Genomic DNA, 25,691 nt, shown 5'->3' with positions numbered 1-25,691 from the left:
TGTTGAGCAACCCCATTGAGCTATTGGCCGGATTTGATGAGCAACCTGGCAACAAAGCGATGGGGATAGACGGCGTCAGCAAAGCGGCGTATGCGATTGATGTGGTAGAGCGGATCAAAGCGCTATCTCAAAGCCTGCGTAGCCTGAGCTACCGACCGAAACCGTCGCGGCGGGTGTACATACCCAAAAGCAACGGCCAGGTCAGGCCGCTAGGCATACCGAGCTTCGAAGACCGAATCGTACAACAGCAGCTATCTAAGATACTGCAGGCAATTTGGGAGCCGGAATTTCGGAACTGCTCCTATGGTTTCAGGCCACGGCGAAATGCCCATCAAGCGCTGGCCCGACTGGGCGATGTCATCCGCGATGAAAACACCCAATGGGTGGTTGAAGCGGACATCAAAGGCTTCTTCGATCATGTCAACCACGACTGGCTGATGAAATTTCTGGCTCACCGGATCAAAGACCCGGTGTTCCTGAGGATCGTCAAACGCTTTCTCAAGGCTGGCGTGATAGAGGATGGGCTATGGCGGCACGAAGACAGCGGAACGCCACAGGGCGGGCTGGTGTCGCCCGTGTTGGCCAACATCTACCTGCACTATGTGCTGGATATCTGGTTCGAAAAGAAATTCGCCACGACCTGTCGGGGTCACGCTCGACTGATCCGCTACGCGGATGATTATGTCGCCTGCTTCAATCGCGAGGAAGAAGCCAAGCGCTTTAGGGTGGAAATGCAGGCGCGGCTAGCGCAATTTGGCCTGGAAGTCGAACCGAGCAAAACGGCTGTCATACGCTTTGGTAGTCAAGCCGCCAAGGAATGCGGCAAAGATGGGCTCAAACGCCCTGCGACCTTCAACTTTCTGGGGTTCACTCATTATGTGGGTAAGAGCCGTAAGGGTTGGTTTAAGGTAGGGCGTACGACACAGCGAGAACGCATAACCAAGAAGCTCAAAGAGGTCGGTCGGAAGTTGGCAGCGCTTAGGGTACAGGGAGGCAAAGCCATGATGGGCTATGCACGGCAGCACTTACGCGGGCATCTGGCCTATTATGCTGTCAGCGGTAACACGAGGCAGATCGGCAACTACGCGCGATTGATAGGGAGCCTACTGTTCAAAATGGTTGAACCGAAGAAGTCAGAAGCGAAGTTGCAACTGGAAGAAATTCTGCCAAGTACTAAAAGCCTGGATGCCGTCTCTCAAGGTGCAGCATTACTTGTACCCTAAACCTTTGTGAATGACTTGAACTGGGAGCCGGATGGTGTAACGCTCCAAGTCCGGTTCTGCGAGGGTCGCGACGAGCAAGCGTCGCGACTACTCTCCAATCGCACGAATGTTACGAATTTCGTAGCTCCCATTATGCTCTCGCTAATCGGAGCTACGAGCTAGAAATAAGTCAATTGTTCTGGCCTTAACTTCAATTGAATCTAGCTGCCAGGAATTAACTTAGTTCGACACTGAATATAAATTATGGTATTAACAATCAATGCATGAGTGTAGGTCTAATTTGCCATTTCTACTATTTAATGGATACGAATATGTCTAATTTCGACGAAGATGAAAATAATAAAGTAAATTATGTTGTGATCTTCCTTATTGGTATATTAGGCTTATTCCTTTTAAAAAGTTGTATTGGAACCCCAAGTACAGGTCCTCGATTCGACCAAGAACTTAATGATCAACAAACGCTGAAAATTTTGGAAACGGAGCGGAAGCGAAGTGAGGATTTTTAGTCCGCGACAGCCATAGCACCGAGCGGGGTTTCATAGCGAAGCTGAGAAAACCCGCCCAAGCCATCGCGACACAACCTCAAGGTATGTGGAATCTACGTTCCAACCTCTTTGCTGGGTCGGAACGAGGTGACACGGACGAATTGGAGTCGCCGAATGAAATAATGGCCAGCTAATTGTTCGCGCTGAAATCGGATGGCACACCATTTCGACTTTATCGAAAAATATTGGTGCCCCCTGTTGAATAACTTAATTAGTAAATTTATTTATGCTGTATGTGAGTTTCCATGAAACTATTATCAGACTTTCTAAAAGATTATTACGAATTTAGTGGCATCGCCAGCAATGTTTCTAGGCAAGCAGCTTATGCTGCTATTGCAATAATATGGATATTTAATACCGACAAAACTATTCTACCAAAAGAATTATTATTGCCATCTTTATGTACGATAATTTGTCTAGCATCTGATTTACTCCAGTATGTTTGGGCTACAGCCGCTTGGGGTATTTTTCGTAGACTCAAAGAAATAGAATTAAATGGTAGGGATGAGCCTGTAGATGCACCACCACATTTAAACCTTCCAACATTATTTTTCTTTTGGAGTAAAATATTTTCAATAATTATAGCTTATTATTTGTTAATCCAATACGTATATCATGAAATAACTTTTATCGATTAGCGGGACAACGAGTCCCAATACAATTCAATTAAGCATTTAGCAGGTTAGATTAGACGTTTGCAAGCTATAATACGGAAGGCCGCGATAAATTAAGGAGACAAGATGCTGCGAACGCAGCTTTTACCGGTAAACAACCTTGCTATTGATTTACAGAACTTTCGCACCGTTCCACAGAAAAACGAAGTCGAAGCAATCAACGCCATGATTTCTATAAGCCCCGATTACTTTTGGGGACTCATGGAAAGTTTGCTTGACGATGGATATCTTCCAACGGAAAACATCATTGTTCTCGACGACCCTACAAACGGTTATCAGGTCAAAGAGGGAAACCGGCGCGTCGCGTCCTTGAAAATTATATTAGGTTTAGTTGCTGTAACCGATTTGGAACTTCCCGCGAAAGTCGTCGAACGTATCGGGCAACTTTCCGCGGATTGGGTTAGCTCGAATACTAAAATTCCTTGTACCATCTATCAATTATCCGAAGCGGCCGTTGTCGATAAAATCGTTACTCTTACGCATGGCAAAGGCGAAAAAGCGGGTAGAGACGCTTGGGAATCAGTCGCTCGCGCAAGGCATAACAAGGTCGTGAATCGCGCATCGGAACCCGGACTGGAATTGTTGGAAAAGTATTTAGTACATGGAACCAATCTTACAGACGAACAGAAGCTACGCTGGGCCGGAAAATACTATGTGACCGTTCTTGACGAAGCCATCAAAAAAATAGCCCAACGCTTAGGGGCGAGTTCAGGTGTCGAGCTGGCGAAACTATATCCCAAGATTTCTCATAAGAAACCGCTTGACGAAATTCTGTATGCCATCGGGACGGAGTCACTCGGTTATCGGGCAATTAGAGAGTCAACAGACTTTGCGTTGAGATTTGGCGTTCCGCCATTACCTCCTCCTTCGACCGGGCAAAATCCCACTGCAAGTTCCTTAAATGGAACAAGTGGAAGTGGAGGGGCACCAAATGCTGGCAGCAGTTCGGGAACGCAAGCCGCCACAAATCCTACGGCTAATCCGGTTAACACCGGAGGCCAGACTAATCCTAGCCCAACCACCCAGGGCAGCAGCACATCGACTACGGGGCGCAAACCATTAGCTGCGGCCACCAATAACGAGCAATCAGTAAGAAAGGCTTTACGTTCGCTAAAGCTCTATGGCACAAACCGGGACAAAGTTGTGACGCTGCGCAATGAAATTCTGAAATTAAAATTGAAGGATAATCCCATTGCCTTCTGTTTTCTGCTTCGCAGCATGTTCGAGATTTCGGCAAAAGCTTATTGCCAAGATCATGCTTCAGAACAGAATGCTCCAAAGTATTTAAAAAATGACGGTAGCGATCGGACTCTTGCTGATATTCTTCGAGACATTGTAAGTCATTTAACTCAAAACAAAACAGACAAACAAATGGTAAAATTACTGCATGGACCACTTACTGAAATTCAACGCCCAGACGGTATTTTGTCTATTACTTCAATGAATCATTTAGTCCACAATCCTAAATTTACAATCTTACCGAGCGATATTCCTACCTTGTTTTCGAATATTGTTCCGTTACTAGATCAAATGAATAAATAAGCGAATATTATCGATGGCTCAAAATCGCACACCGCTCCGCTATCCAGGAGGAAAACAAAAGCTGACTCCATTTATTTTGGAGATCATCTTGGCAAATGGTTTGGAAGGCGGCCATTATATCGAGCCTTACGCGGGCGGGGCCGGTGTTGCGATGGAATTATTGGTTGACGGGCACGTTGACCATGTACACTTAAACGATTCGTCCTATCACATATATTCCTTCTGGCAATCGGTATTAACACAGACTGAGGCGTTTTGTTCAAAAATATCCCGGTCGCTTGTTAATGTTGAAGAATGGCTTGGCCATCGTGAAATTCTTCGCCATCCAGATGAACACAGTCTTCTCGAAGTTGGTTTTGCGACGTTTTATTTAAACCGTACCAATCGATCCGGCATTCTTAACGCCGGTGTTATTGGCGGGTTTAAGCAAAATGGTAGGTGGAAAATCGATGCTCGTTTCCCAATGAATGACCTGATTAGAAGAGTTGAACTTATTGGATCGCTACGGGACCACATTACTGTGTGTAATTTGGACGCAGAACAGTTTTTTTTGACTCACTTTCCAACGCTACCAGAAAATAGTTTGGTTTATTGCGACCCTCCTTATTTCGAAAAGGGAAGTCGGCTTTATCTGAATCATTATAAACAAGATGACCACGAACGAATTTCTGAACTGATTCAGGGTTTAGATAACATTAAGTGGATAGTATCTTATGACGGTGCAGAGGAGATATTAGCGTATTACGCGGATCGCCGAAAATTTCTTTACGACCTTCAATATAATGCGTCTAGAGTTTATAAAGGGAGCGAGGTTTTTATATTCTCGGATGAGCTAGTTATTCCACGCATATCATCTGTGCCGTATATATCCCACGCTCTTAAATTAAACTCAAATTTATTGCATTCTGGGCTGCCAGAAACACGGGCTGGATTAGCATAATCTGGAATATTACGGTTATCGTTTTTCTGACTCGAACGCGCATGTTAACACCCGAAGTTCAACAAATATTTTTTACCATTGAGAAATTCTCTTCATCTCGGCGTAGCCCCATATTCGGAGAATCACGGCCCGAACGAATTCTATTAGCATTAGTTGTAATGTCTTTCGTTGCAACATTAAGCTTACTGTTCTACAAGCCTTTGCAGTTTTGGGCAATTGTAAGTGGCTTAGTTTTCCTTCTATCAATAGTATCGTTGGCCGTTGTCCAAGGCGTTTCTACACTGAATACTTTACGTACTCCGTTGAGAGGTTACGCGTCTAGATTAGAATCGAGGTTGAAGCACCGGATCGAGTACATTGAAAATCTCGCGGCCTTTAGCCCTGAGAGCTTACAAGTAGCCTGGCAGGCTCTTGAAAGCGACGCTACAAGAATACAGAAACGACTATATGGTTTAGTGGGGGCCGTGGACAAAGCGGGTATCATTCCGGCTGGACTAGCATTGTATTTCGCAGCAACAAAAATTGTCGCAGGAGCCTCAGATTTTTCGACTAACATATTTACAGCATTCATATTCGGATTATATGCAGGTGCCTTTGTGGGTCATCGTACTGTTGAGCTATTAGCTGTAAACATTAACTGTCTGCAGGAAGCCTATGACATTGCCAAGCGCCGGAGTGAGTTAGGAAGATCTAAATGACGACAAGCAAGTCAGCGTAGGGTGCACTTGTGATAGCAAAAGGTAGCTAATAATTGTTGCCTAGAACGTTGATTTATTCCGTCTGAATTGTGGCAATAAAAATCAACATGCCGCGAAAATGCTACCCATCCGCCACCTCCTCCACGCACCTTTCCCCGTCATTCCCGGGTTTGTTCACCCAACCGCTCACCGGCGTGGCTGTCATACCGCCGTATGCTTCATTAGCCAATAAGGCGAAAGCGGCGTCCGGGTCGGCGGTTTTGTCCAACCAGCTTTGGTAGCTTTGCGGCGGCGGGCGAAGGCGGCGCGGAACGAGGGCTTTTCCCGCACGGTTTCCATGCGGGCGTTGATCAGTTTCCAGCCGATTTTAACGTCCTTGGCCCACGACGGCACCAGGCCCCAGTGCAGATTGGTGCCTTTGCGCGAGCCGTCTTCCCGCTCGACGATGGTCAGTATCTTCCGCCCCGGGGCGATGTTGTAGCTGCGCTCGTATTTGGGCGCGCGCTGCAACGCAAAGTACTCGATTATTTGCTCGGCGTTGGCGGTTAGGTCGAAGCGGCCGCACATGATGAGTTGTGAAGGTTGGTTTCTGTCATCGTCATAGCCTAATACGCCCGCCGATAAAAACCAATGTCCGGCCCCGATTTATTGGCTGGACACGATCCTTTTTAACTTGTTTCCGCTTACCTGAAAGACGGAAAATCCCGCAAAAACGGATTGAAAGCCGGGCCCGCTAAATTCGCCGATGGTGACGGCATAGTCGCCGTCGACTAATTCCCTGACGAATGGCGACGGGTTCAGGCCGTTGGCGATCAAATGCACATGATGTCGTGCCCGCGTCAGAGCCACGTAAAACAGGCGGCGTCGGCATGTGCGAAGGCCTCGGCCTGAGGCAGCAATAATTCAAGCAAGGGAGGAGTGGCTTTTTCCGTCCTTATTTTCAAACGCCTTATAAACAAACCAGTGATTTTCGCTGAATAGTTACTAAGCTGGAATCGATTTTCCGTCAAATCGCCTCGTGCCTCTGGCCGCTTTTTAACCGTGAGGTCTAATGCCATTTCAACTGCTTCATTGGAATAATGGCTGCCCAATCCCTAAAGCCAGATCGAAATCCATGAACGGTCGGCTTCGGCTTTGGAAGCCATGCGCTTTAGTATAAGCTACAATCCGTGCTATAGAGGGGGGGTTAGTGATTGCGAGAATCGTATTTTTGATCTTGTTTTGGGGTTGGGATAGCGCTGTCGCTGTGATCGGCGGCGGCGACAGAATCGACTTAGTCCCGTTGCCCAACGAGTTTTGCAATAGCGATAGTATCCGCAAGCAGAACGAATTATTGAAAAAATTCCCTGAAGACGAAGGGATCATCAAGATTTACGCGCTTTATATCGGCTTGTGCCGCTTAGTCGACGACGGCAAGATCTCGGAATATACAGCGAATATTTTGTGGAGCGAACAGCGCAACAAGCTGATTAACGAAAGGAAAGGAGCACGCTGAATTGACTTTGATGACGGCAAGCAGGCTTAATTCCGGCTAGGATGACAAAAACGGAGCCCAGGCACCGCCTCTCTTGGCTTGGAACATGTTTTAATCGATTTCGGAGTGATTAAATCAATGCTTGTGAGATTTATTGTATTGTTATTGATCAGTCAATTGTGCGCCTGTGTCGGCCCATTGGCTGTGGGTGAATTTGTCATCCATGCCACCGCCCACCCGGCAACATTTGAAATCGCCCGGTTCCGCGATCAGACCACCGCCGTGCTGCCGTCCGTCACGCCCACCGCACAAATAGGTTATGCGCCCGACGTGGCCTTGGCGCTGGATAGAGCCATAAAGGATTCTTCCCGTGCCTTGCGCTATATCCCGCCGCACGTCTCCATTTCATTATTGAATCGGTACAATTTGACGGAAAGCTATAGTCAAATGATCAACGGCTACCGAAATGTAGGCATATTGAATAAAGCCGCTTTAAAGGCAATTGCTGAGGCGCTGAATGCCGATTATGTGTTGTTACCCGTGCTGGCAGGGTTTTCCCAACAGACGAATGACCGTTTGTCGCAAGCAATTACTTTAATCAGGACCTATAGTACCCAGGTCAATTTAACCTTGCAGTTATGGGATGCGCGTAGCGGCGAACTCGTTTGGCAAGCCTCTGGCCAGGCAACGTTGGCCAGCGAGAACATTGCGGCAATACCGGTGGCGTTTACCGACACCGTACATAGTTTGTGCAAAGGTATGCTGGAAGACTTATTCGAAGGAAGAATGAATTCGCGCTACTCTCCAGCCGCTGATTTCGTTGGCCTGCATTGAGCCGATTCCGCTCGGGACGAAAAGCCCGCCCCACCCTGCCCGACTGCGAAGGCTTGAACTCATTCGCCTGTTCGCCCCAGATACTTATCAAAGAACGAAAGTATCTTCCGCTCATAGGCTGCCGGGGCATACCGGTGAAAATTCTGATGGTGAGCGCCTTGAACCAACCATAGTTCTTTCGGTTCCGGCGCGGCCTGAAACAATCGCTTTGATTCCTCGGTCAATGTGTGTCGATCATCCGTACCTGCAATAATCAGTATCGGCGCTGGAAGTTCGCGTATAGCGGCGACCGGCGTCAATGATTCAGGCTCTATGCCCAAGCGCGGTTCAATCTGCCACACCAGCAGAGGTGAAAGCAGGCGGCCCGCCTTCCCGAATCGGATGGCCAATCGATTTTGGATGGCCTCTTGAATTGAGGTGTAAACGGCCTCCAATACGAAGGCGTCGGCAGCAATAGGCGCATCGCCTAGCAGTGCCGCCGCGCCGCCCAAAGAAACGCCAATTACCCCAACCTTTTGTCCATGCATTCGTGTTTTGAGATAATTCAGCGCGGAACCGGCATCGATAGATTCGCGGTAGCCAAAGGTGATTCGTTCGCCTGGCGTTTCGCCGTGCGCTTGCATATCGATCAATAGCAATGAATACCCCGCCAGATGCAAAAACTCCGCGCGCCCGATCATTTCCGAACGATTGGAACGGAGGCCATGCAGAAGCAAGATACCCGGTTTTCCGGCTTGTCCTTGAACGAACCAGGCGGCTATCCAATCGCCTTCTCCTTTCGGAATTCGGACTGATTCCAACTGAAGGCCCGTTGCAGGTTTTACAACGGCTCGCTGCTGGGGAGCCGTAAGGGCGCCGCCCAGAAGCAAAACAGCGAAAAACCCCAGGGCGGCAGCCGCCGGAAATATCCAAAGGAACATGCGTGACATGTTTGTGTAAGCGCCGGGACCATCCGGCTTCCCGGAAAGTTGATTCAAAAACATGACCTGGGCAAATCCGGGTTTGCTTAGTGTTCCGCCGGCAGGTATCCGATACCGGATATTACGGCAGAAACAAACAAAACCTGGCTCCGCCCAGGCGGCTTTGGTTGTCGATTCGAACTAAGCCGACTTTATCCCGATTCTTATGGAAACCGGCAATTGACGCGACAAAATAAAGGCCCAAACCCGTATTGCCGCTAATCCAATCCAGATCGGCCGGATCGTTTAAATCCGCGTTAAGTAAGGCCGCCGGATATCCTTCACCGTCGTCTTCGACGCAGAATTTTAGATAACCTTCCTCTTCATCGACCGAGATCACTATCGATTCCTTGGTGTAACGATGCGCATTATTTAAAATGTTGCCGATGGCATTACTGATTTGTTGATAATCGCAATAGCACATTAAGTCGGCGGCACATTCAACTTGCACGTTGATGTTACTGGTTTGCAACAGCCTATCCTGCTGCGCGACAGCCTCGTTGACCACGTCGATTGCGGGATATTCGTCCACGACCAAACCGAATTTATGGCTATCGATTTTATACATAACCAACAGTTGTATCAGGCTATGATTGATGCGATTAGCCTCGAATTCGAGCTGCCGCGAGATATCGCCATGTTCGGCCAACTGATTCAGCGACAAACCGTGAATCAACTCCAGCAGGGTACCGAGGGAATTCTTGATGTCGTGTACCGTTGACGCCAATATCATTGGGAACACACCGTCCTTCTGCCGGGTGCTCATCCGTTAACCTCGTTTGCGTTTTGCCGCAACGCCTTGGAAAACTCCATTTGCAACACGCCCAACTTATGTTGATCGACACCAATTTGCCTCGCGTATTTGAACAAACCTTGTAGTCTTAGTAATTTCTCTTCGCTGAGCTCATTGCTCTTTAATTCGTGGATCAAAATCTTGAGCATGTTAATGACGATGGTTTTATTGTCCGGCATCACGGCCATGGCCTTTTCAAACAACGCCATGGCCTCCTGAATCTTGCCCTGTTTAAATAACGCTACGCCTTTATTATTGGTCGCGACCAATGCGCGTTTGGTATTCTGAATGAGTTCCTCGGTGTGATTTTCCATCCCGATCTCGGTCTGCATACGTCGAATTTCGTTTAAGAAGCCGTCGTCCTCGATATGGGTTTTGATCAGTCCATTCAAGATTTGTTCGGCTTGACCGGTCCGATTTTGTAAAAAGCAGCTGCGCGCAATATCCAGCTGTAAGTCCTTAGGGGTCTTGCCGCCCAATTCCCCGTTCAGCGCCAGTACTTTTTGCAAACATTGATTTGCCGATTCATCGTCGCCGGCCTTCTTATGCAACTCCGCTTCAAGCGTGACGGCTCTCAATTCGGCTTCCGGGTTATTAGGGAACTCCCTGCGCATCTCTTTTAGCATAGCGAGAGCCTGCGCCGATGCATTGGTCTTGGCATAAAGTTTAGCCAAGTTGGTAAAATCGGCGCTCGATTTATAGATCGAATGCTTACTTAAGGTCACCGTGGCCTTGTATGCCTTTTCGGCCAGCTCGATATCGCCATTTTTTTCCGCGGTTTGAGCCAGCTTTTTTTGGCGTAGTATCGATTGCGGAGATAAATCGACCGCTTGATTCAACACTTGTTGCACCTCCTGCGGCTTATGTTGCGCCTCGTAAGTTTTCGACAGCCAATCGTAACCTTCCAAAAACATGGGGTTGTCTTTTAATAACGCTTCGAGAATGGCAACCGCACCGTCGAAGTTTTGTTGTCTATATTCGATGATGCCCAGTCCCAAACGCGCCCATGGCAAATCGCGTTGCTGTAGAATTTCCCGGTAGATTTTTTGACCGGTATCGAAATCGCCGACTAAAACCGCCAACTCCGCCCGCTTTTTCAACAAATGGGTACGGATCTTCTTGTTATCGCCGTTTAGCAATTGATCGCAAACGTGCACGGCCCGTAACAGGTTGCCTCGCCGGATTTCTTTTTCGATGCTTTGCATTTTTCGCTTGCGAATAAGATTACGTTCGATTCGGCTAAATAGTTGCTGAGCGTTAAACGGCTTGGCTAAATATTCATCCGGTTTGCTGTCCATCGCGCCCAAAACCATGCCGACACTTTGTTCGGCTGCGATGATGATAAAAATGCAACTATCCTTGATCAAACCGCGATGACGGGCTTCTTCCAAAACCTGCTGACCGTTCCGGCCGCTGCCGAGATTGTAATCGCATAGCACAATATCGAAATGAGTATTGGCCATTGCATTGATTGCGTTGGTTCCGTTATCCGCCTCGACTATCGAATCCGCTTCCAGCGAATACAGCATGTCGCGTATAGTCTTACGCATAGCCGGATAATCTTCCACGATCAAAATGTTTTTGCCTGCCAGAATCGACTTCATTATGTCTATCGGTCCTAAGCCAAATACAAAGATGCCGGTCTGAAAAATGTGTTAGCAGCGTTATTTTTCATCATGTTCCGCCTTGAATTTCAAAATCTCCGGTAAGGCTTCAATAAAAAGCGGTGTCAATTGCGGATCAAAATGTTCACCGGAATACTTTATTAACCAGTTTACCGCGTCTTCTACCGGCCAAGCTTCTTTATACGGGCGTTTGGAGGTTAAGGCGTCAAACACGTCGGCGATGGCTACGATACGGCCGACTCTGGGTATTTCTTCCCCCTTTAAATTTTTGGGATAGCCTTTTCCGTTCCATTTTTCATGGTGAGTCAGCGCGACTATTTTGGCCAACTGCAACAATTCCGATTCGTCATCGCCGATGATCTGCGCGCCGATTTCACAATGCATCTCCATGACCTTATATTCATGCGGATCCAGCTTGCCCGGTTTTTTTAATATACTGTCCGGTATACCAATTTTGCCGATGTCGTGCATCGGCGCGGCGTTCATCAACATGTCGGCTTGATCCTCACTCATGCCGGCGGCCAGACCGAGAATACGGGCGTAATAACTCATACGGATAACGTGCAACCCGGTCTCGTTATCCTTATATTCCGCGGCGCGGCCTAAGCGTTGAATAATTTGTAATCGAGTCTCATGCAGTTGTTTTGTCTGGACTCTGACTTTTCTATCGAGCTCCTTATTTTGGTCGTACAAAGCAAGCTGCGTTCTCACTCTGGCTTGCAAGATCGGCGGGCTTATCGGCTTGGCAATGTAATCAACCGCTCCCAGTTCCAGCCCTTTCAGCTCATCTTCCACGCTAATTTTCGCGGTAATGAAGATAATCGGAATATGCCTGGTCGTGTAATCGGCCTTGAGGCGCCGGCAGACTTCATAGCCGTCAATGCCCGGCATCATGATGTCCAGCAATATGATATCGGGAGGCCCGGCCCGGACTACTTTAAGGCCCATTTCACCGCTAATGGCCGCCTTGACGTTGTAATCGTGTTTGAGTGTTCCAACCAATACATCGATGTTCTCAGGCTTGTCATCGATCACCAGCACTGTTGGTTTTGTATCTGCCATTATCCCTTCTCCCACTTGATAAAGGATGATCCATTTGCAAACCCCGCTCGCTCGGAAATAAGGTGTTTTCACCGGTCGCTTGCGGCCCTCGCTTGAGCGGCCAAAAGCTGTTCGTTGCTCGGTCTAAGCGCATCGCCGCGGCTTTAAGTCCTGCGCCGGCATCAAATCCGTTTGGCCATAACCCGTGATCCGCCCCATGCAGCGTCCGACCTTGGTCCGAGGACGCCGAGGTTCCGGGTAATGCTTTCTTTTTGGTTTCACGCTGCTTGACTAGGTTTGAATGCATCCGGACCGAGGTGTTGTCTTGGACCAAGTCGGGTCCAAGTATAGTCGACTCCACAAACAGGTCGGATCATCGCTTAACCGTCAAGAAAAGTGCGCATTTTAGCCAGAGCGGCGGCGGCGGCTTCAAAGTCATACGCCTGCAGCGACTTTTCCAACAGCTTGAAGTAGGATTTTAATTGCCCGGCCGATAAGAAGCGGTAATGTCTATCAAGCGTCTCTAGCGCCGCCGTATCGTATTGACTGATCTGTTCAGACAACTTATCCAACACCTCATTGATCGGAATGCCCGCCGCCGTTTCTTCGGTCGATCCGGCCTGAATCCTATTCATGACGGAAACGGCCGCAATGACACGTTCAAGCTCTTCGCGAACGGTCTCGATAGCCGCCGCCCCTGCCGATCGGGTAATGGTTTGAGCCTCGAGATCCTCGCAAGCGACCTGAAGCGCGGCCGCGCCTAAATTACCGGCTATGCCCTTGAGGTTATGCACTAAACGCTCAGCTAACTCCCAATTGTCGGCCTCAGTCGCCGATTCGAATTGCTCCGTGAAATCGATATAGTCCTCGGATAATCGGGTCAATAGTTTGATATAAAGTTTCTGGTTATCCCGTATACGCACAAGCGCTTCATGAGTATTAATTCCATCAAAGGCCGGGAACGCTATCTCGGAATGTCGTTCCGGATCTTCGGTATATTCCTGAGTCGTCGGCTGCGATGGTGTAATCCACTTCGCCATAATATGAAACATTTCGTATACGTTGATTGGCTTGGCGATATGGTCGTTCATTCCTGCCGTTAGTACTTTTTCCTTATCCCCGGCCATCGCATTCGCAGTCATCGCCAGCACAGGCAAAGCTTTGTGCTTTTCTTGACTGCGTAAGCGGCGAGTGGCTTCGTAGCCATCCATCACCGGCATTTGGCAATCCATCAATACGCCGTCAAAATCTTCCTTCTCCAAGCACAGCAAAGCTTGCTTACCGTCTCTGGCGACTTCAACGGATAAGCCGTTAACGCTGAGGAGTTCGCGAGCAAGTTCTAGATTGATCTCATTGTCTTCTACCAACAAGATTTTAGCCCCCCTCAGTTTGGCTATGTCCGCCGCTTCGGCCTCTTGCCGTACCATATCGCGCGTCTTATTAGCCTCTTGGCGCCCCAGTGCGACCAAGATGGCATTGAGCAACGCGGACCGTGTAACGGGTTTAGTCAGAAAGCCTTTGACGTCAATATCGTTGGCCGCGTGTTTGGCCTCGTCACGTCCGTAAGCCGTGACCATGATCACCATCGGCACCTGAGCTTGTTTCGTATTCGTTTCAATTGCTTGAATGGTTTGCACACCGTCGGTTCCCGGCATTTTCCAATCCATCAATACTAACTCATAAGGATCGATAGCCGCCGCTTGCTTCAGCAGCGCCAAAGCCTTTTCGCCGGTGTCCGCTTGATCGACTCTAAGTCCGAGGCTAGTCAACATATGACTGAGAATTTCACGCGCCGCGGCATTATCGTCCACCACCAAGACACGCAATGCTCCAAGATCCGCGACTTTCGGCAAACGGTCGGAAACCGCTCCAAGCTGCTTGCTAAACGTCGAAGTAAAATAGAACGTACTTCCGATCCCAAGGCGGCTTTCACTCCAAATGCGCCCTTTCATCAGTTCCGCGAGTTTCTTACAGATGACCAATCCAAGTCCGGTGCCGCCGAACCTCCGCGTCGTCGAACTATCCGCTTGGGTGAACGATTTAAATAGTTTCTTTTTTTCGTCCGGACTCATCCCGATACCGGTATCCTGTATCGCGAATTGGAGCTTTATCCAGTCGACATCCTGATCGACGATTTTCACGGAAACCACAATTTCACCGTGTTCGGTGAACTTGACCGCGTTGTTACCCAAGTTCACCAGAATCTGACTCAAGCGCAAAGGGTCGCCTACCAGCGCGGTCGGTAATTCGTCCGGCAAATCGAACATCAGCTCCAAACCTTTCTCCTCGGCTTTTAGCCCGACTATGTTCGCTAAATTGTCGAACACGTCCTCCAAGCGAAAATTAATCTTTTCGATGTCCAGCTTGCCGGCCTCGATTTTGGAAAAATCGAGAATGTCGTTCAGGATGCCGAGCAATGCCACCGCCGATCGATTGACTTTTTCGATGTAATTGCGCTGCTTTCGGTTGAGATCGGTCTGTAGCGCCAGGTGAGACATGCCGATGATCGCATTCATAGGCGTGCGAATTTCGTGGCTCATATTCGCAAGGAAATCACTTTTGGCCCTGGTCGCCTCCTCCGCCGCCTCCCGCGCCTCGTTTGCCAGTGAAGCCAATTGGATCAGCTGTTCGTTGCTTTCCGCCAATTCGGTCGTACGGGCCTTGACTCGGGATTCCAGTTCTTCATTGTAGGTTTCCAATTGTTGCTTGTGGTCATTCAATTTTTGATTGATGTCGATCAATTCGCGGTCACGCGCCTCTATCGTCATCAACATTTCATTGAAGGCCTGAACCAGGGTTCCAAACTCATCATCGCTTTCCTGTCTGGCACGAATCGAAAAGTCTTTTTCGGTGGAAATCAAAGAGGCGATATTGGTTAAGTGATCGAGCGGCGCGGATAGAATGCGTTGTATGCGGACGGCTAAAAAGTAGCTGATCACGCTCGCGAATATCATCAGCAAAAATGAAGAAAAGGCCAAACGCAACGACAGCTCGCGTATTTCGTTCAGACTGGCGCGAATAAACACGATACCCAACATTTGATCGTCAAGCACAACCGGTTCGATGACAGTTAGGTAATCATCTTCGAAACGCACCACTTCACTACTCAGGTCGTCGGGAAAATCGGAAGCGTCTTCTGACGATTTATCATATTTGGCGAATACGTTTCCGCCGTCATCGTAGATCGCCGCCGACACGACAGACTTTTTAATGGCAAGGGAATCGAGCGAATCGGTAGCCGCTTTTTCGTCGTCAAACGCCAAAGCGGCGGTGCTACGATCGGCAATCACACGGGCAAGCGATCTGATATCGCTGGCCAACTCTTCCCTGATTCGATAATGATCGTTAACTACAAAACCAATGGTCTCCACCATCAACGCAACCATGCAAACCAACACAGTCAACGCAATTAATTTCGTTTTGAATGACAGCGCCTTGACTCTTAATTTGGGTTGTTCATTTTTCATTCAGATTTCAATGCGTGCAGATTTATCAAATTTTGACGCCGTTTCCTGTCGTACGTTCGGGTTTACGCCGCCGGTCGATATCCGAATCGCTGAATCCCGTTCAATGCCATTGAAACGTTAAAACCAAAATCGATCCATAGGCGATAGCGGACTGTATGAATTAAAGTAAACGACCGGTTCGGTCTGTCTGATTATAGTCGATTAACTTAAGTGCTCTGGTCACACTAGGCGCCGTAGCCTGTTGATTGCTTTTTGTTTCGTTACGATTTGCGCATGCATTTGCCATAAAATATCCACGGCCGCATCGTAGTCGTAGGCCTGCATCGATTTCTCTAACGGATTGAGAAACGATTGGAATCCGGCAGAGCAAAGTAATTCGTAATGTTTTTCCAGCGTCTCCTGCGACGCCGTATCGTAATTTCGCAATTGGTCTGCCAGTTTGTCCAACATCAGAAGAATTTTTTGATACGCATGAGCATCGCTTTCCTCAATTTCGGTTTCAGTTAAGGTCTCGAACGATGCAAGCAATTGCACCAATTCATGCCGGGCCGACATTACCGTTTCAGGCTCGACACGATGTTGTTGCGCTTGCAGTACTAGCCTTTCGCTGATGTCAATTAAGGACTCTGCATGAATAGCGTCCGCCGCTTGTTTAAGGTTTTGAGCTAAGAATTTCGCTCCGTCCCATTCGCCGTTTGAGATAAGAGACTCGAACCGTTCGGGGAAATCGGAATAACGCCGAATCAGATTGCCCGGCAGTTTGTCGCGATGTTGATCGCTTTCACAGACCGTACCGGTCTCGTTATCGATAGGGTCGTGTGTTCCATGGCTTCCTTCGCTTGTAACAGTTTCAGCGCCTGACAGGGCCGATGGGACTATCCACTTGGCCAAGGTATGAAAAATTTCATCGACATCGACCGGTTTAGCGATATGGTCATTCATTCCGACCTCGATCACCTTCTCTCTTTCGCCGGCCATTGCGTTTGCCGTCATGGCCAATACCGGTAAATCCCGGAGTTGCGCTTGCTTGCGTATCTGTCTGGTCGCCTCGTAACCGTCCATAACCGGCATCTGGCAATCCATAAGTACCCCGTCGAATTTTTGTTGCGCCAGTTTTTCCAACGCCTGCTTTCCGTTATAGGCGACTTCGATTATTAACCCGTTCGAGGTCAATAACTCTTTTGCAACTTCCAAGTTAATCTCGTTATCTTCGACCAGCAGCAACCGTGCGCCTTTGAGCTTGGCAATATCCGCATTTGCGGCTTTTATTGGCGAATCACTCTGCGGCAGATAACTGTCTTTAACATTCAGCGCCGACCTGACGGCGTTCAGAAGCGATGCGGTCGTTACAGGCTTAGTCAGAAACTCTCTAATCTCGGCTTCGACTCGCTGCGCCGACTGCCTCGCCTGTTCACGGCCATAGGCAGTCACCATGACAACGGCCGGCAAATTCATAAGCACCTGATTGCGCTGGACGGCACGGACCGTCTCTATGCCGTCCATGCCCGGCATTTTCCAATCGATAAGCAACAATTGGTAAGGATTACTATCGTGAGTTTGACCGATTTGTTCTAATGCGGTTTCACCGTTATCGGCCTGATCGACCTTGACTCCCAAGGCAGTCAGCATACCGGTCAATATGTCGCGCGCCGAGCTGTTGTCATCGACCACTAATGCCCGCAACGATTCGAATTCGGCCCTCATCGGACGGTGCGGCGAAACCTCACTTGCCTGTTTGCGGAACCGGGCGGAAAAGCAAAACGTACTGCCGACGCCCTCTTCGCTTTCCGCCCAAATTTCCCCGCCCATCAATTGAGTCAATTTATTGCAAATGGCCAAACCGAGACCGGTACCGCCGAATTTCCGGGTCGTTGAACTATCAGCCTGGCTAAACGACTGAAACAGCTTTGCTTGATGTTCGGCGCTCATACCGATACCGGTGTCGCGAACCGAAAAGAGCAATTTCACCCGGTCGTTGTCTTGTTCCAACACGCCGGCCGAGATGACAATTTCACCCTGAAAGGTAAATTTGACCGCGTTATTGCCCAGATTGATTAAAATTTGTCCTAATCGCAGCGGATCGCCGACTAATGCCGTCGGCAATTCCGCCGGCAGATCGAACATCAACTCTACCCCTTTTGCCTGGGCGCTTAGCCCGACCAAATTGGCAAGATTTTCGAATACATCCTCAAGCTGAAAATCGATCGATTCGATGTTGAGTTTGCCCGCCTCGATCTTAGAAAAATCCAGGATATCGTTAATAATCCCGAGCAAGGCCTCTGCCGAGCGATTAAGTTTTTCGATATAGTTGCGTTGCTTACGATTGAGATCAGTCTGTAACACCAAATACGACAGGCCGATGATCGCATTCATCGGCGTCCGGATCTCATGGCTCATATTGGCTAAAAAGTCGCTCTTGGCTTTGGTCGCTTCTTCCGCTATTTCCTTGGCTTTTATAACGGCTTCTTCAGCTGCCTTTTGTTCAGTCACATCTTGCACAACCCCATACATATAAAGCGCTTGATTGCCATCGTCACTAATGACGGTTCCGATGGCGTGAAGCCAAACGATCCGTCCGTCGCAAGGGCGCTTGTACGGAAAAGCCACATCGTATCGCGAGTTTTTGCCTTCCAATGTATTCTTGTATTCCGCATAAGCTTGTGCGGCGACCTCGGCATCTATTTCAGCAATGCGGCTATACCATTCATCCATCAAATGATAGCGAAACCCCGGCTTGTACTCTTCGCCAAATATCGCTACCGCGCGTTCCGAGCTGATTAGGTAATCGGAATCCGCATAATCGATATGCCAATAACCCGATCGAGTTAAATCCAGGGCGGAATCGCTCATGAAATTGATACGCCTAACCTCGTTTTCCGCGTTCTTACGATCGGTAATATCCAGCACCCAACCAAGAATGCCTTCCTCGCCCCGATAAACCAGCGGCGCATAACTGGCCAACATATCCCTCAGTTGCCGGTTGCGACCTATCATCTGTAACTCGTAGTTATCCAATCGGCCGTTCGTTGCCAGCTCTGACAACATAGAGGCCCTGTCTTGCGGGTCTACGTAGATATCAGGCGCCCGGCCGCCTACCGTTACGTCGAACATCTCCATGAATTTCGGGTTGGTAAATTTGAAAATACCTTCTTTATTGGAAAACGCTACGCCTATCGGACTGGAATCCAGGATCATTTGCAGTTGCTCGCGTTCGTTTGCAATGATTTCCCGTATCCGTTTTCGTTCACTTACGTCTCGCAAGGAACTGGCAATCAACACGCCGTTTTCGGTTTCGATAGGGCTTAGACTTACCTCTACCGGAAACTCCCTTCCGGACTTGGTCACGGCCAATAGCTCTCTTCCTTCCAAATTGCGAGCTAAATCCCCGTATGGATCCAGTAAATATTCCTGATGATCGACGTCGAGTTTTTGTTGTAAGCGGTCAGGCACCAATATCTCGATAAGCTGACCGATCACCTCGGTTCGACTGTAACCGAACACTTCCTCGGTTCGGCGATTGACCATAGTCACGATTCCCCGGCTATCGGCAATCACCATCGGATCAGGAGCCGACTCGATCAGCGTACGGAACTGTTTTTCCCTGGCTTTCAGCAAAGCTTCTTGAGCCAACCGCTCGGTAATATCCTGAAACATTATCACGGCACCGGCGAGTTGATCGTCTTGCCATATGGGTACCGCGCTATATTCGACAGGAAAAGGGCGTCCGACCTTGTCCAACAAGAATTCATTGCTGGCTGCGCGGGCTTTTCCGTCTCGAATAGTCGAATATAAAGGACAGCGATCGGACCCGGTCTCCTGTTCGTTTTGATGCAGTCTGCGTATCATTTTATGAATTTGGCGGCCGACGATTTCGTCGACTTCATATCCCAACATGGCCGCCGCCGCCCCATTTACAAAAGTGACTAAGCCGTCTGTATCAATACCCATTATTCCCTGGGTGACCGCTTCCAACACCAGGTCCGCCCGCCGCTCTATACTGGCGCTATAGGAACGCAAGTCCTCATCGTCCAACCGCCTTTCGATCGCCCGCCCCAATTGCTTGGACAATTCTTCGATCAACGCACGTTCTTCAGTCAGAAAAGGGGGGCCGGTCTTCTCCGGACCATATTCGAGGAGCACCACTTCGATTGAGCCGACTTGGTCGCCTCGTACGTTGAATACCGCGGTTTGAATCCATTCGGTACGGCTAAATCCCTTGGATTGGACCGATAAATCACCAAAGCTAATCTTGGCGCGGGTAATCTCAGGAAACCGCCAGCCTTTCGGCAGGATTGCAACCGCACGCGCAAACAGCAGTTCTAACGGCAAACCGCGTTGCTCCAGCAAAGAAGAAAAGCCGTAAAGACAGGTTTGTTCCTCAACTCGCTTGCGTAAATCGTGGGCTTGTTTGTTAAGAATTTTCTCGCGTTCGCTTACCTTACGATTAAGCTGCCGATTCCAAACGGAAACGATTGCGAGCAAGCTGATCAGCAAAACCGCCGCACTACCGCCCCAGACCAGTGCGCTATGCCAATCCAAACCAAACGCGTAGTGTACGTTAATCCAACGATTCTTAATTGCAGTACGTGTCGGTTCGTCAATATCCGCCAGCGCCTTATTTAAGATCGGTACGAGTTCCGGCCAGTCTTTGCGTACCGCCATTGCCAATTCAAAGCTATATTCGGTGGACGCGGCCACCTTGAGGCTATCCAAGCCCAGCCGTTCGATTTCATGCGTCGCAGCGGCCAGATTCAATAAACCCGCATCTATTCGCCTTTGGTCAATCGCCTTCAACACTTCCACGACAGAGTCAAAGGGCGCGTTCCGTATTTCCGGATGATCGCGGACTAAACCTTCGTGCGTAATATAACCGCGGACCGCACCGACTCGCCGGCCCGCCAAATCGCGCAAGCCGCTGATATAGTCGGCATCCTTGCGAGTGACGAGTATGGCCGGAAATGTAATATAAGGTTCGGAAAACAACAAATATCGACGACGTGCCTCCGAGGGCGACGCCATAGGTAAAATATCGAGCTCCTTTCTAGCGACTTTCTCCAACACTTCGTTCCGAAGAGCTTTCTCTTCTGCAAGCATCGTAACGTCCAGACGTTTTTCGACTTCGCTTATAAAACCGGCGGAAATGCCGCTGTAACGCCCTTGTTGATCGACAAACTCAAATGGCGGCCATACCGGATCGATACCCAAGCGCAAGGTTTTATGCCGACTCAGCCAGCCTGATTCCTCCGGAGTCAAGGTTCGAAGTCTACGATCCGCAAGGCGTTCGGGTCGAATGTCATCCACCGCTAGCAGCCATTTTCGGTAAAGCGCGTTACGTTGCTCCGGCGAAACGGCCGCTAAGCCTAAGCCAAGCACACGCAACAGCATAGGCCGTTTGCGTGTCACCGCCATGTGCAGCGTGGTCTCGTCCTTGGTCAGCAACGGAACCTCGCCGGCGACCTTGAGGTTCGGCATCGCGTTGGTTCGTAACACATAATTGATTACGGCAAAACTCTCGATAAAGCCGTCGGCTTGGCCGAACGAAACCGCTTTCAGGGCGTCTACGACATTCGCAACCCGATATTGCAAAATTTTCGGGTAGCGCTTGGCCATTAACTTGGTTATCGAATAGGTTTCGATCACTGCAACCCGGCGTCCTTCCATATCATGAAGTCGTTGGGCGGAATCGCCGTTACGCACGACCAACACGGTAGGATTTGCGATATAAGCCGGAGTTAATGCATATTGTTTTCGCCGCTCCGGCGTACTGTAGATAGCGGGCAAGATATCCAACTCGCCGGCATCGAATTGCCGAACCAGCTCTGTCCAGGTATAGCCTTGAACGAAGTCCAATTGAAGTCCGACTTTCGCGGCCGCCAGACGTAATAAATCGTTTGAATAACCGGATACGACCCCGTCATGGACGAAGTCGTACGGCGGCCAATCCGATTCGGCGCCTACTTTGAACGGTCCGGGATTTTGCGCCAGCCAGGCTTTTTCTTCCGCGCTTAAAATCAGACTTTCTTGCACCTCTTCATTTCCATCCACCCACCGGCTGAGTATTTGATGCATGCCGTCCTCGCCGACGGCATCCAAGGCGCGTTGAAGAATGTTCTTCAGTGTGGTCTGACCCTTTTTAACCCCTATCGCCAGTATGGGACCTTTTTTCCGCAAACGCCCATGTACTTTAAGATTGACCAGTACATGTTGTTCCATTAAATAGATCGCTACTGCGCGGTTACCGGCATAGGCATCCGCATGTCCGAGTGCTACCGCCTCAAGCGCTTCGGCCGTATTGGCATACTCTATGACTTTTACATCCGGAAAATTTTGCCGGAAATAAGCAACATTGCCGAATCCTCGCTCAAGTGCCAGGCGTTTTCCATGCAATGCCGATTCCGATTCCAGCCAAACTCCGCGTTTTGGCGCGACGATGACATGAGGTATCTCAAGATAGGGGGAGGTAAATTCGAACTGGTCTTCCCGTTCGGGGCGTGGGGTAATGTCCAATAAGGCATCGAGCTGTCCCGACTTTACCTGATTTTGAAGTTGCGGCCAGGAACCGGGTACGACTTCCAATGCCCCGTTTAAATAAAGATTGAGGCGTTTAACGAGATCGACCCCGATACCTCGTGCCTTACCTCGTTCGTCCACAAAATCCAAAGGCGGCCAGGCTTCCATGACCCCGACCCTTATGGTGGGATGCGCCTTCAACCATATCCGTTCTTGTTGGGTGAATATCGGCGAGGACGCGGTCGCGGTTCCTAACCAAGAAAGCAAAAACATTATCGTTACGCCTAGTAGACAGCACTCAAGGTTTCCTTTTTTTTGAGTGTTGTACGCTAACGCCATATTTCACCCTAATAACTTTATTGAGTCATGCTTGGATTTGCCATTCGCGCAACGAAATTCCTCGACAGAAAGTGCCGAAAATCACTAGCATCGAGATTAGTCTGCGCTAGGTACGAACGATTGTTACCGTTTGATTTAAGCATAGCCTTTAGGCATCGAAATGTAAGTTTTAATATCCGAGTTAAGCTTACTCGGCATTTTTCAAATGCCGAACACAATATACGCAAAGCGGTCATATTACGGTAGTTTGTGCTGGGTACAAGCGAAAATAAACAGACATTCAAGTTCTTGTAACGGTTAACATTTGCCGGATCAACCGAAACGACAACCCGTTTGCGTTAAAAGCCGTAATTTTTCGCTGTTAAAAACAAAAGTTGCAAATATCCCGGTTCGGCGCCTCGATTATGCTGCCGATTGTTCGCCCAAACGTTAAAATGGCGATCTGCAGCCACTATCAACTGTGGATAGGATGTTCGAAAATTTATTCAAATGGTCATTTATCGTCTGCGCCTCAGTAGCGGGCGTTTTACATTTTTACAAAGACGATTGGCCCGAGCCGGACTATTACGATATGAGTTTATTGTCGCCCCCGGTTCAATCGGAAACGGACAGGGAATCTTTTTCCATTGAAGCCAACCGGCTGAAGTACACCATTCACCCCAAATTCGATTACGATTTGCAAGGTGTCGTCGTCAGTTACAGCGATGCGGACGAATTGACTAATATCTGGCATTACAAACGATGGCAGGATTTTATTAACGTACGCGATTTATGTGTAATATGGGGAAAAAACGTCGAATCAGGTATTTACAAAAACATGAAGTTTCGAAGCGACAGTTGGACTTGCTGGGCGGCGTGGCCTGATCAAGCGACCGGTGCGGCATTTAAGATGAATGCGCTGTCAAACAATCACATTGTCGCAAATTACGACGCCGTTAAAAAAGCGTTGATGCAGGCCGAAACGGGCGATCTTATCCACATCAAGGGAATATTAGCGGAATACGTCAACCATGCGGCCGGATATACGCGCGGAACCAGCGTTACTCGTGAAGATACCGGACAAGGCGCTTGCGAAACAATTTATGTCGACGATTTTAAAATCGTCAAAAAAGCCAATCCCCGCTTGCGCGCGCTGGCAAAAACTTTCAACTGGCTGACTCTATCGAGCCTAATCTGTTTCGGCATCTGTTTTCTGATAACACCGCCCAAACCGCGTTATCATGCAACCGGTATCCGGTGAAAGTGGTTGAGCGCCGCGAGTTGCGAATGGAGGTCTACATGAACCGATGTTCTATTTCCTGCGAGTTACACGATTACATTGAGATCGCCTGCCTGTACGGCTATCGGCTTAGATTAATCCTGAGAAATCAAGACGTGCTGGAGGGCAAAGCCTTGGATACCAAGACCGATGCGGAGAAGCGCGAATATCTTGTCATGGACACCGGGCAAAAACAGCAAATCGAGCTGAATCAGATAAAAAGGCTACAAGTGCTAACGCCCGGCGCTGGATTTGACGAAGTCATCTTTTAGGCGAGTTTATTTCAGGCGACTTTAAAACCGACTGAAATGTCAAATACTTGCGTCCTTTCCCGGCGACCGGCCCAAACGCAAAGCTGGAGGTTATATGTTCGACCTGATCGTTTCGCCAAACAAGCCTTGGCACCAAGCCGTGCGGCTGTTAGTTACGTTGTTGATTGTGCTGCTGCTCGGAAAGCTGGTTTCCATGCTTTCCGTCATGCAGAAACTGGTGCTATTCCATACCATCAAAGCCGGAGACGCCGTCTGGTTTGTAACGGAGATTTCCGCGCTATATATGTTCTATTTCTTTGCGCGATTTACGATTGAATCACTCCCGAAGAAAGGCGCTTTTGTGCATTTTCTAAGAGGCATTGCTAATCCGTTAGCCATACTGGTTATGGTGATATTGATTCAGGATTTGATCTGGCAATTATTGGCCCCTTTCGTCAGCCATACCGGTAAATCGATCTACTTCGGCAGCGCGATTTTGCTGATCGTCGCGGTCAGCGTCTGGTTGGTAATCAAAGCTTACGAATATGCAAGCCACCTAGCCATTAGCCTCGACCAACTCGGCGATGCGGTCTCCAAACAACTTCAAGCTCGCAAAAGCATTTGCAGCAATTGCAAAGCGGAGGTTTCTTCCAAAGCGCACTTTTGCGACAAATGCGGACACAAAATGCCCGAGTCGCGTTATTGCCCGGAATGCGGTGTCGCGGTCGCTGACGATCAAAAATACTGCCGGGATTGCGGCGCTGATTTAAATTTTACGCAGCCGGCGGATTCGAGCGAATAAATGCAGACTGACCGCCGATGGCTCGCACAAACCGGAATATCGCGTTATTCGATGCGAAACGGAGGCCAAACCGCGTTACCGCGCCGAATGTATCATCTCTTGTAATCTCCGCAACTCCTGCTCCAATGTGTTATCCGGCATCACTGCTCCTGCTCGCCTATACCAGTAGTCGGCATTGCTCAAATCACCCTCAATCCGATGCAGATACGCATGAATTAAGCAAGACAGTTCATCGGAAAACGGCTGTACCATTTCGTGCGCCTCGACCCAATGGCCGCTTGCGGCCAGATTTAGCGCTGTTGCGTGATCAATTGTCATAAAAATGCGGTGGATTCAGGCGACGGTTCGAACAATAACACATGGCTTTAAGGTAATCGCCAAGCGATTAACCTAAAAACGGCAGTAGTCCACGAAAAGCACGAAATACACTAAATAAATCAATCGCTTTGAGTGTTGTCGTTGAATGTCATAACGATTTGAAATTTCACGAGTAACGCCTGTTCCGCGCGTATATCCGGCTACATGATTGTTGCGCTATTGCGGTGTCGGTTAGCTTGGAAATACGATTGGTATCCGCTAGTTTGGATAGGTCATCCGGGTTTAGATCAACTGCCATAAGTCCGCCTCATAAATGGTGATTCGATATGCGCAGATGGAGGGTCTCTTTCATATCTGTACACAACGTTACAGCTTACAGTTCGACCAAAGGAGTTTTC

General features: G+C 49.0%; 18 protein-coding genes. 10 read left to right on the top strand and 8 right to left on the bottom strand.

The genetic code is table 11. The features are described from left to right. The 5 genes from ltrA to ACW73I_RS15235 form a co-directional block, all read left to right on the top strand. The coding region (gene ltrA / locus ACW73I_RS15255; protein WP_458030272.1) for a group II intron reverse transcriptase/maturase at positions 1-1,223 on the top strand (1,223 nt) is incomplete at its 5' end. Between the two features lie 790 nt (positions 1,224-2,013). After that, positions 2,014-2,406 (top strand): hypothetical protein, encoded by a 393-nt coding sequence (locus ACW73I_RS15250; protein ID WP_458030271.1) that lies wholly within the window; start codon positions 2,014-2,016, stop codon positions 2,404-2,406. 102 nt (positions 2,407-2,508) lie between these two features. Next, on the top strand, positions 2,509-3,984 hold the full coding sequence (locus tag ACW73I_RS15245) for a hypothetical protein (RefSeq protein WP_458030270.1): 1,476 nt from the start codon (positions 2,509-2,511) through the stop codon (positions 3,982-3,984). A 13-nt stretch (positions 3,985-3,997) separates the two neighbouring features. Further along, complete coding sequence (locus ACW73I_RS15240) at positions 3,998-4,924, top strand: DNA adenine methylase (RefSeq protein ID WP_458030269.1); 927 nt, start codon at positions 3,998-4,000, stop codon at positions 4,922-4,924. Positions 4,925-4,965: 41 nt separating this feature from the next. Continuing rightward, positions 4,966-5,622, top strand: a complete 657-nt coding sequence (locus ACW73I_RS15235) for a hypothetical protein (RefSeq protein ID WP_458030268.1) — start codon at positions 4,966-4,968, stop codon at positions 5,620-5,622. A 201-nt stretch (positions 5,623-5,823) separates the two neighbouring features. Here the strand turns inward: ACW73I_RS15235 and ACW73I_RS15230 are convergent, their stop codons facing one another. Beyond that, complete coding sequence (locus ACW73I_RS15230; RefSeq protein ID WP_458030267.1) at positions 5,824-6,189, bottom strand: SOS response-associated peptidase; 366 nt, start codon at positions 6,187-6,189, stop codon at positions 5,824-5,826. A 622-nt stretch (positions 6,190-6,811) separates the two neighbouring features. On the opposite strand from ACW73I_RS15230, the gene ACW73I_RS15225 reads away from it, so the two are divergent. Together ACW73I_RS15225 and ACW73I_RS15220 are read left to right on the top strand one after the other, a co-directional pair. After that, positions 6,812-7,117, top strand: a complete 306-nt coding sequence (locus ACW73I_RS15225) for a hypothetical protein (RefSeq protein WP_458030266.1) — start codon at positions 6,812-6,814, stop codon at positions 7,115-7,117. A gap of 117 nt (positions 7,118-7,234) precedes the next feature. Then, entirely contained in the window at positions 7,235-7,930 is a 696-nt protein-coding gene (locus ACW73I_RS15220) for a hypothetical protein (RefSeq protein ID WP_458030265.1), read from the top strand. Between the two features lie 59 nt (positions 7,931-7,989). Here the strand turns inward: ACW73I_RS15220 and ACW73I_RS15215 are convergent, their stop codons facing one another. The 6 genes from ACW73I_RS15215 to ACW73I_RS15190 form a co-directional block, all read right to left on the bottom strand. Beyond that, the gene (locus ACW73I_RS15215) at positions 7,990-8,859 is read right to left on the bottom strand and encodes an alpha/beta hydrolase (RefSeq protein WP_458030264.1); all 870 of its coding nucleotides are present in this window, start codon (positions 8,857-8,859) and stop codon (positions 7,990-7,992) included. Between the two features lie 112 nt (positions 8,860-8,971). Continuing rightward, on the bottom strand, positions 8,972-9,655 hold the full coding sequence (locus ACW73I_RS15210) for a sensor histidine kinase (RefSeq protein ID WP_458030263.1): 684 nt from the start codon (positions 9,653-9,655) through the stop codon (positions 8,972-8,974). Further along, positions 9,652-11,286 carry a tetratricopeptide repeat protein gene (locus ACW73I_RS15205; RefSeq protein ID WP_458030262.1) on the bottom strand — a complete coding sequence of 545 codons (1,635 nt, stop codon included), beginning with the start codon at positions 11,284-11,286 and terminating at the stop codon, positions 9,652-9,654. The genes ACW73I_RS15210 and ACW73I_RS15205 overlap by 4 nt, the downstream gene beginning before the upstream one ends. 60 nt (positions 11,287-11,346) lie before the next feature. After that, positions 11,347-12,369 carry a response regulator gene (locus ACW73I_RS15200; protein WP_458030261.1) on the bottom strand — a complete coding sequence of 341 codons (1,023 nt, stop codon included), beginning with the start codon at positions 12,367-12,369 and terminating at the stop codon, positions 11,347-11,349. Positions 12,370-12,728: 359 nt separating this feature from the next. Next, positions 12,729-15,815 (bottom strand): response regulator, encoded by a 3,087-nt coding sequence (locus tag ACW73I_RS15195; RefSeq protein ID WP_458030260.1) that lies wholly within the window; start codon positions 15,813-15,815, stop codon positions 12,729-12,731. A 219-nt stretch (positions 15,816-16,034) separates the two neighbouring features. Continuing rightward, positions 16,035-22,598, bottom strand: a complete 6,564-nt coding sequence (locus ACW73I_RS15190) for a transporter substrate-binding domain-containing protein (protein WP_458030259.1) — start codon at positions 22,596-22,598, stop codon at positions 16,035-16,037. Between the two features lie 535 nt (positions 22,599-23,133). Between ACW73I_RS15190 and ACW73I_RS15185 the strand changes: the two genes are divergently transcribed. From ACW73I_RS15185 to ACW73I_RS15175, 3 genes are all read left to right on the top strand, one after another. After that, positions 23,134-23,904, top strand: a complete 771-nt coding sequence (locus tag ACW73I_RS15185) for a hypothetical protein (RefSeq protein ID WP_458030258.1) — start codon at positions 23,134-23,136, stop codon at positions 23,902-23,904. Between the two features lie 38 nt (positions 23,905-23,942). Then, complete coding sequence (locus ACW73I_RS15180) at positions 23,943-24,194, top strand: Rho-binding antiterminator (protein ID WP_458030257.1); 252 nt, start codon at positions 23,943-23,945, stop codon at positions 24,192-24,194. 94 nt (positions 24,195-24,288) lie between these two features. Next, positions 24,289-24,975 (top strand): zinc ribbon domain-containing protein, encoded by a 687-nt coding sequence (locus ACW73I_RS15175; RefSeq protein WP_458030256.1) that lies wholly within the window; start codon positions 24,289-24,291, stop codon positions 24,973-24,975. Positions 24,976-25,050: 75 nt separating this feature from the next. Here ACW73I_RS15175 and ACW73I_RS15170 read toward each other — a convergent pair whose 3' ends face one another. Then, on the bottom strand, positions 25,051-25,293 hold the full coding sequence (locus ACW73I_RS15170; protein WP_458030255.1) for a hypothetical protein: 243 nt from the start codon (positions 25,291-25,293) through the stop codon (positions 25,051-25,053). Positions 25,294-25,691: the final 398 nt, after the last annotated feature.

It is taken from the genome of Methylomonas sp. MgM2 (assembly GCF_054172045.1).
Note: the sequence above shows the minus strand (reverse complement) of the source record. Positions and strands in the feature narration are given on the sequence as shown.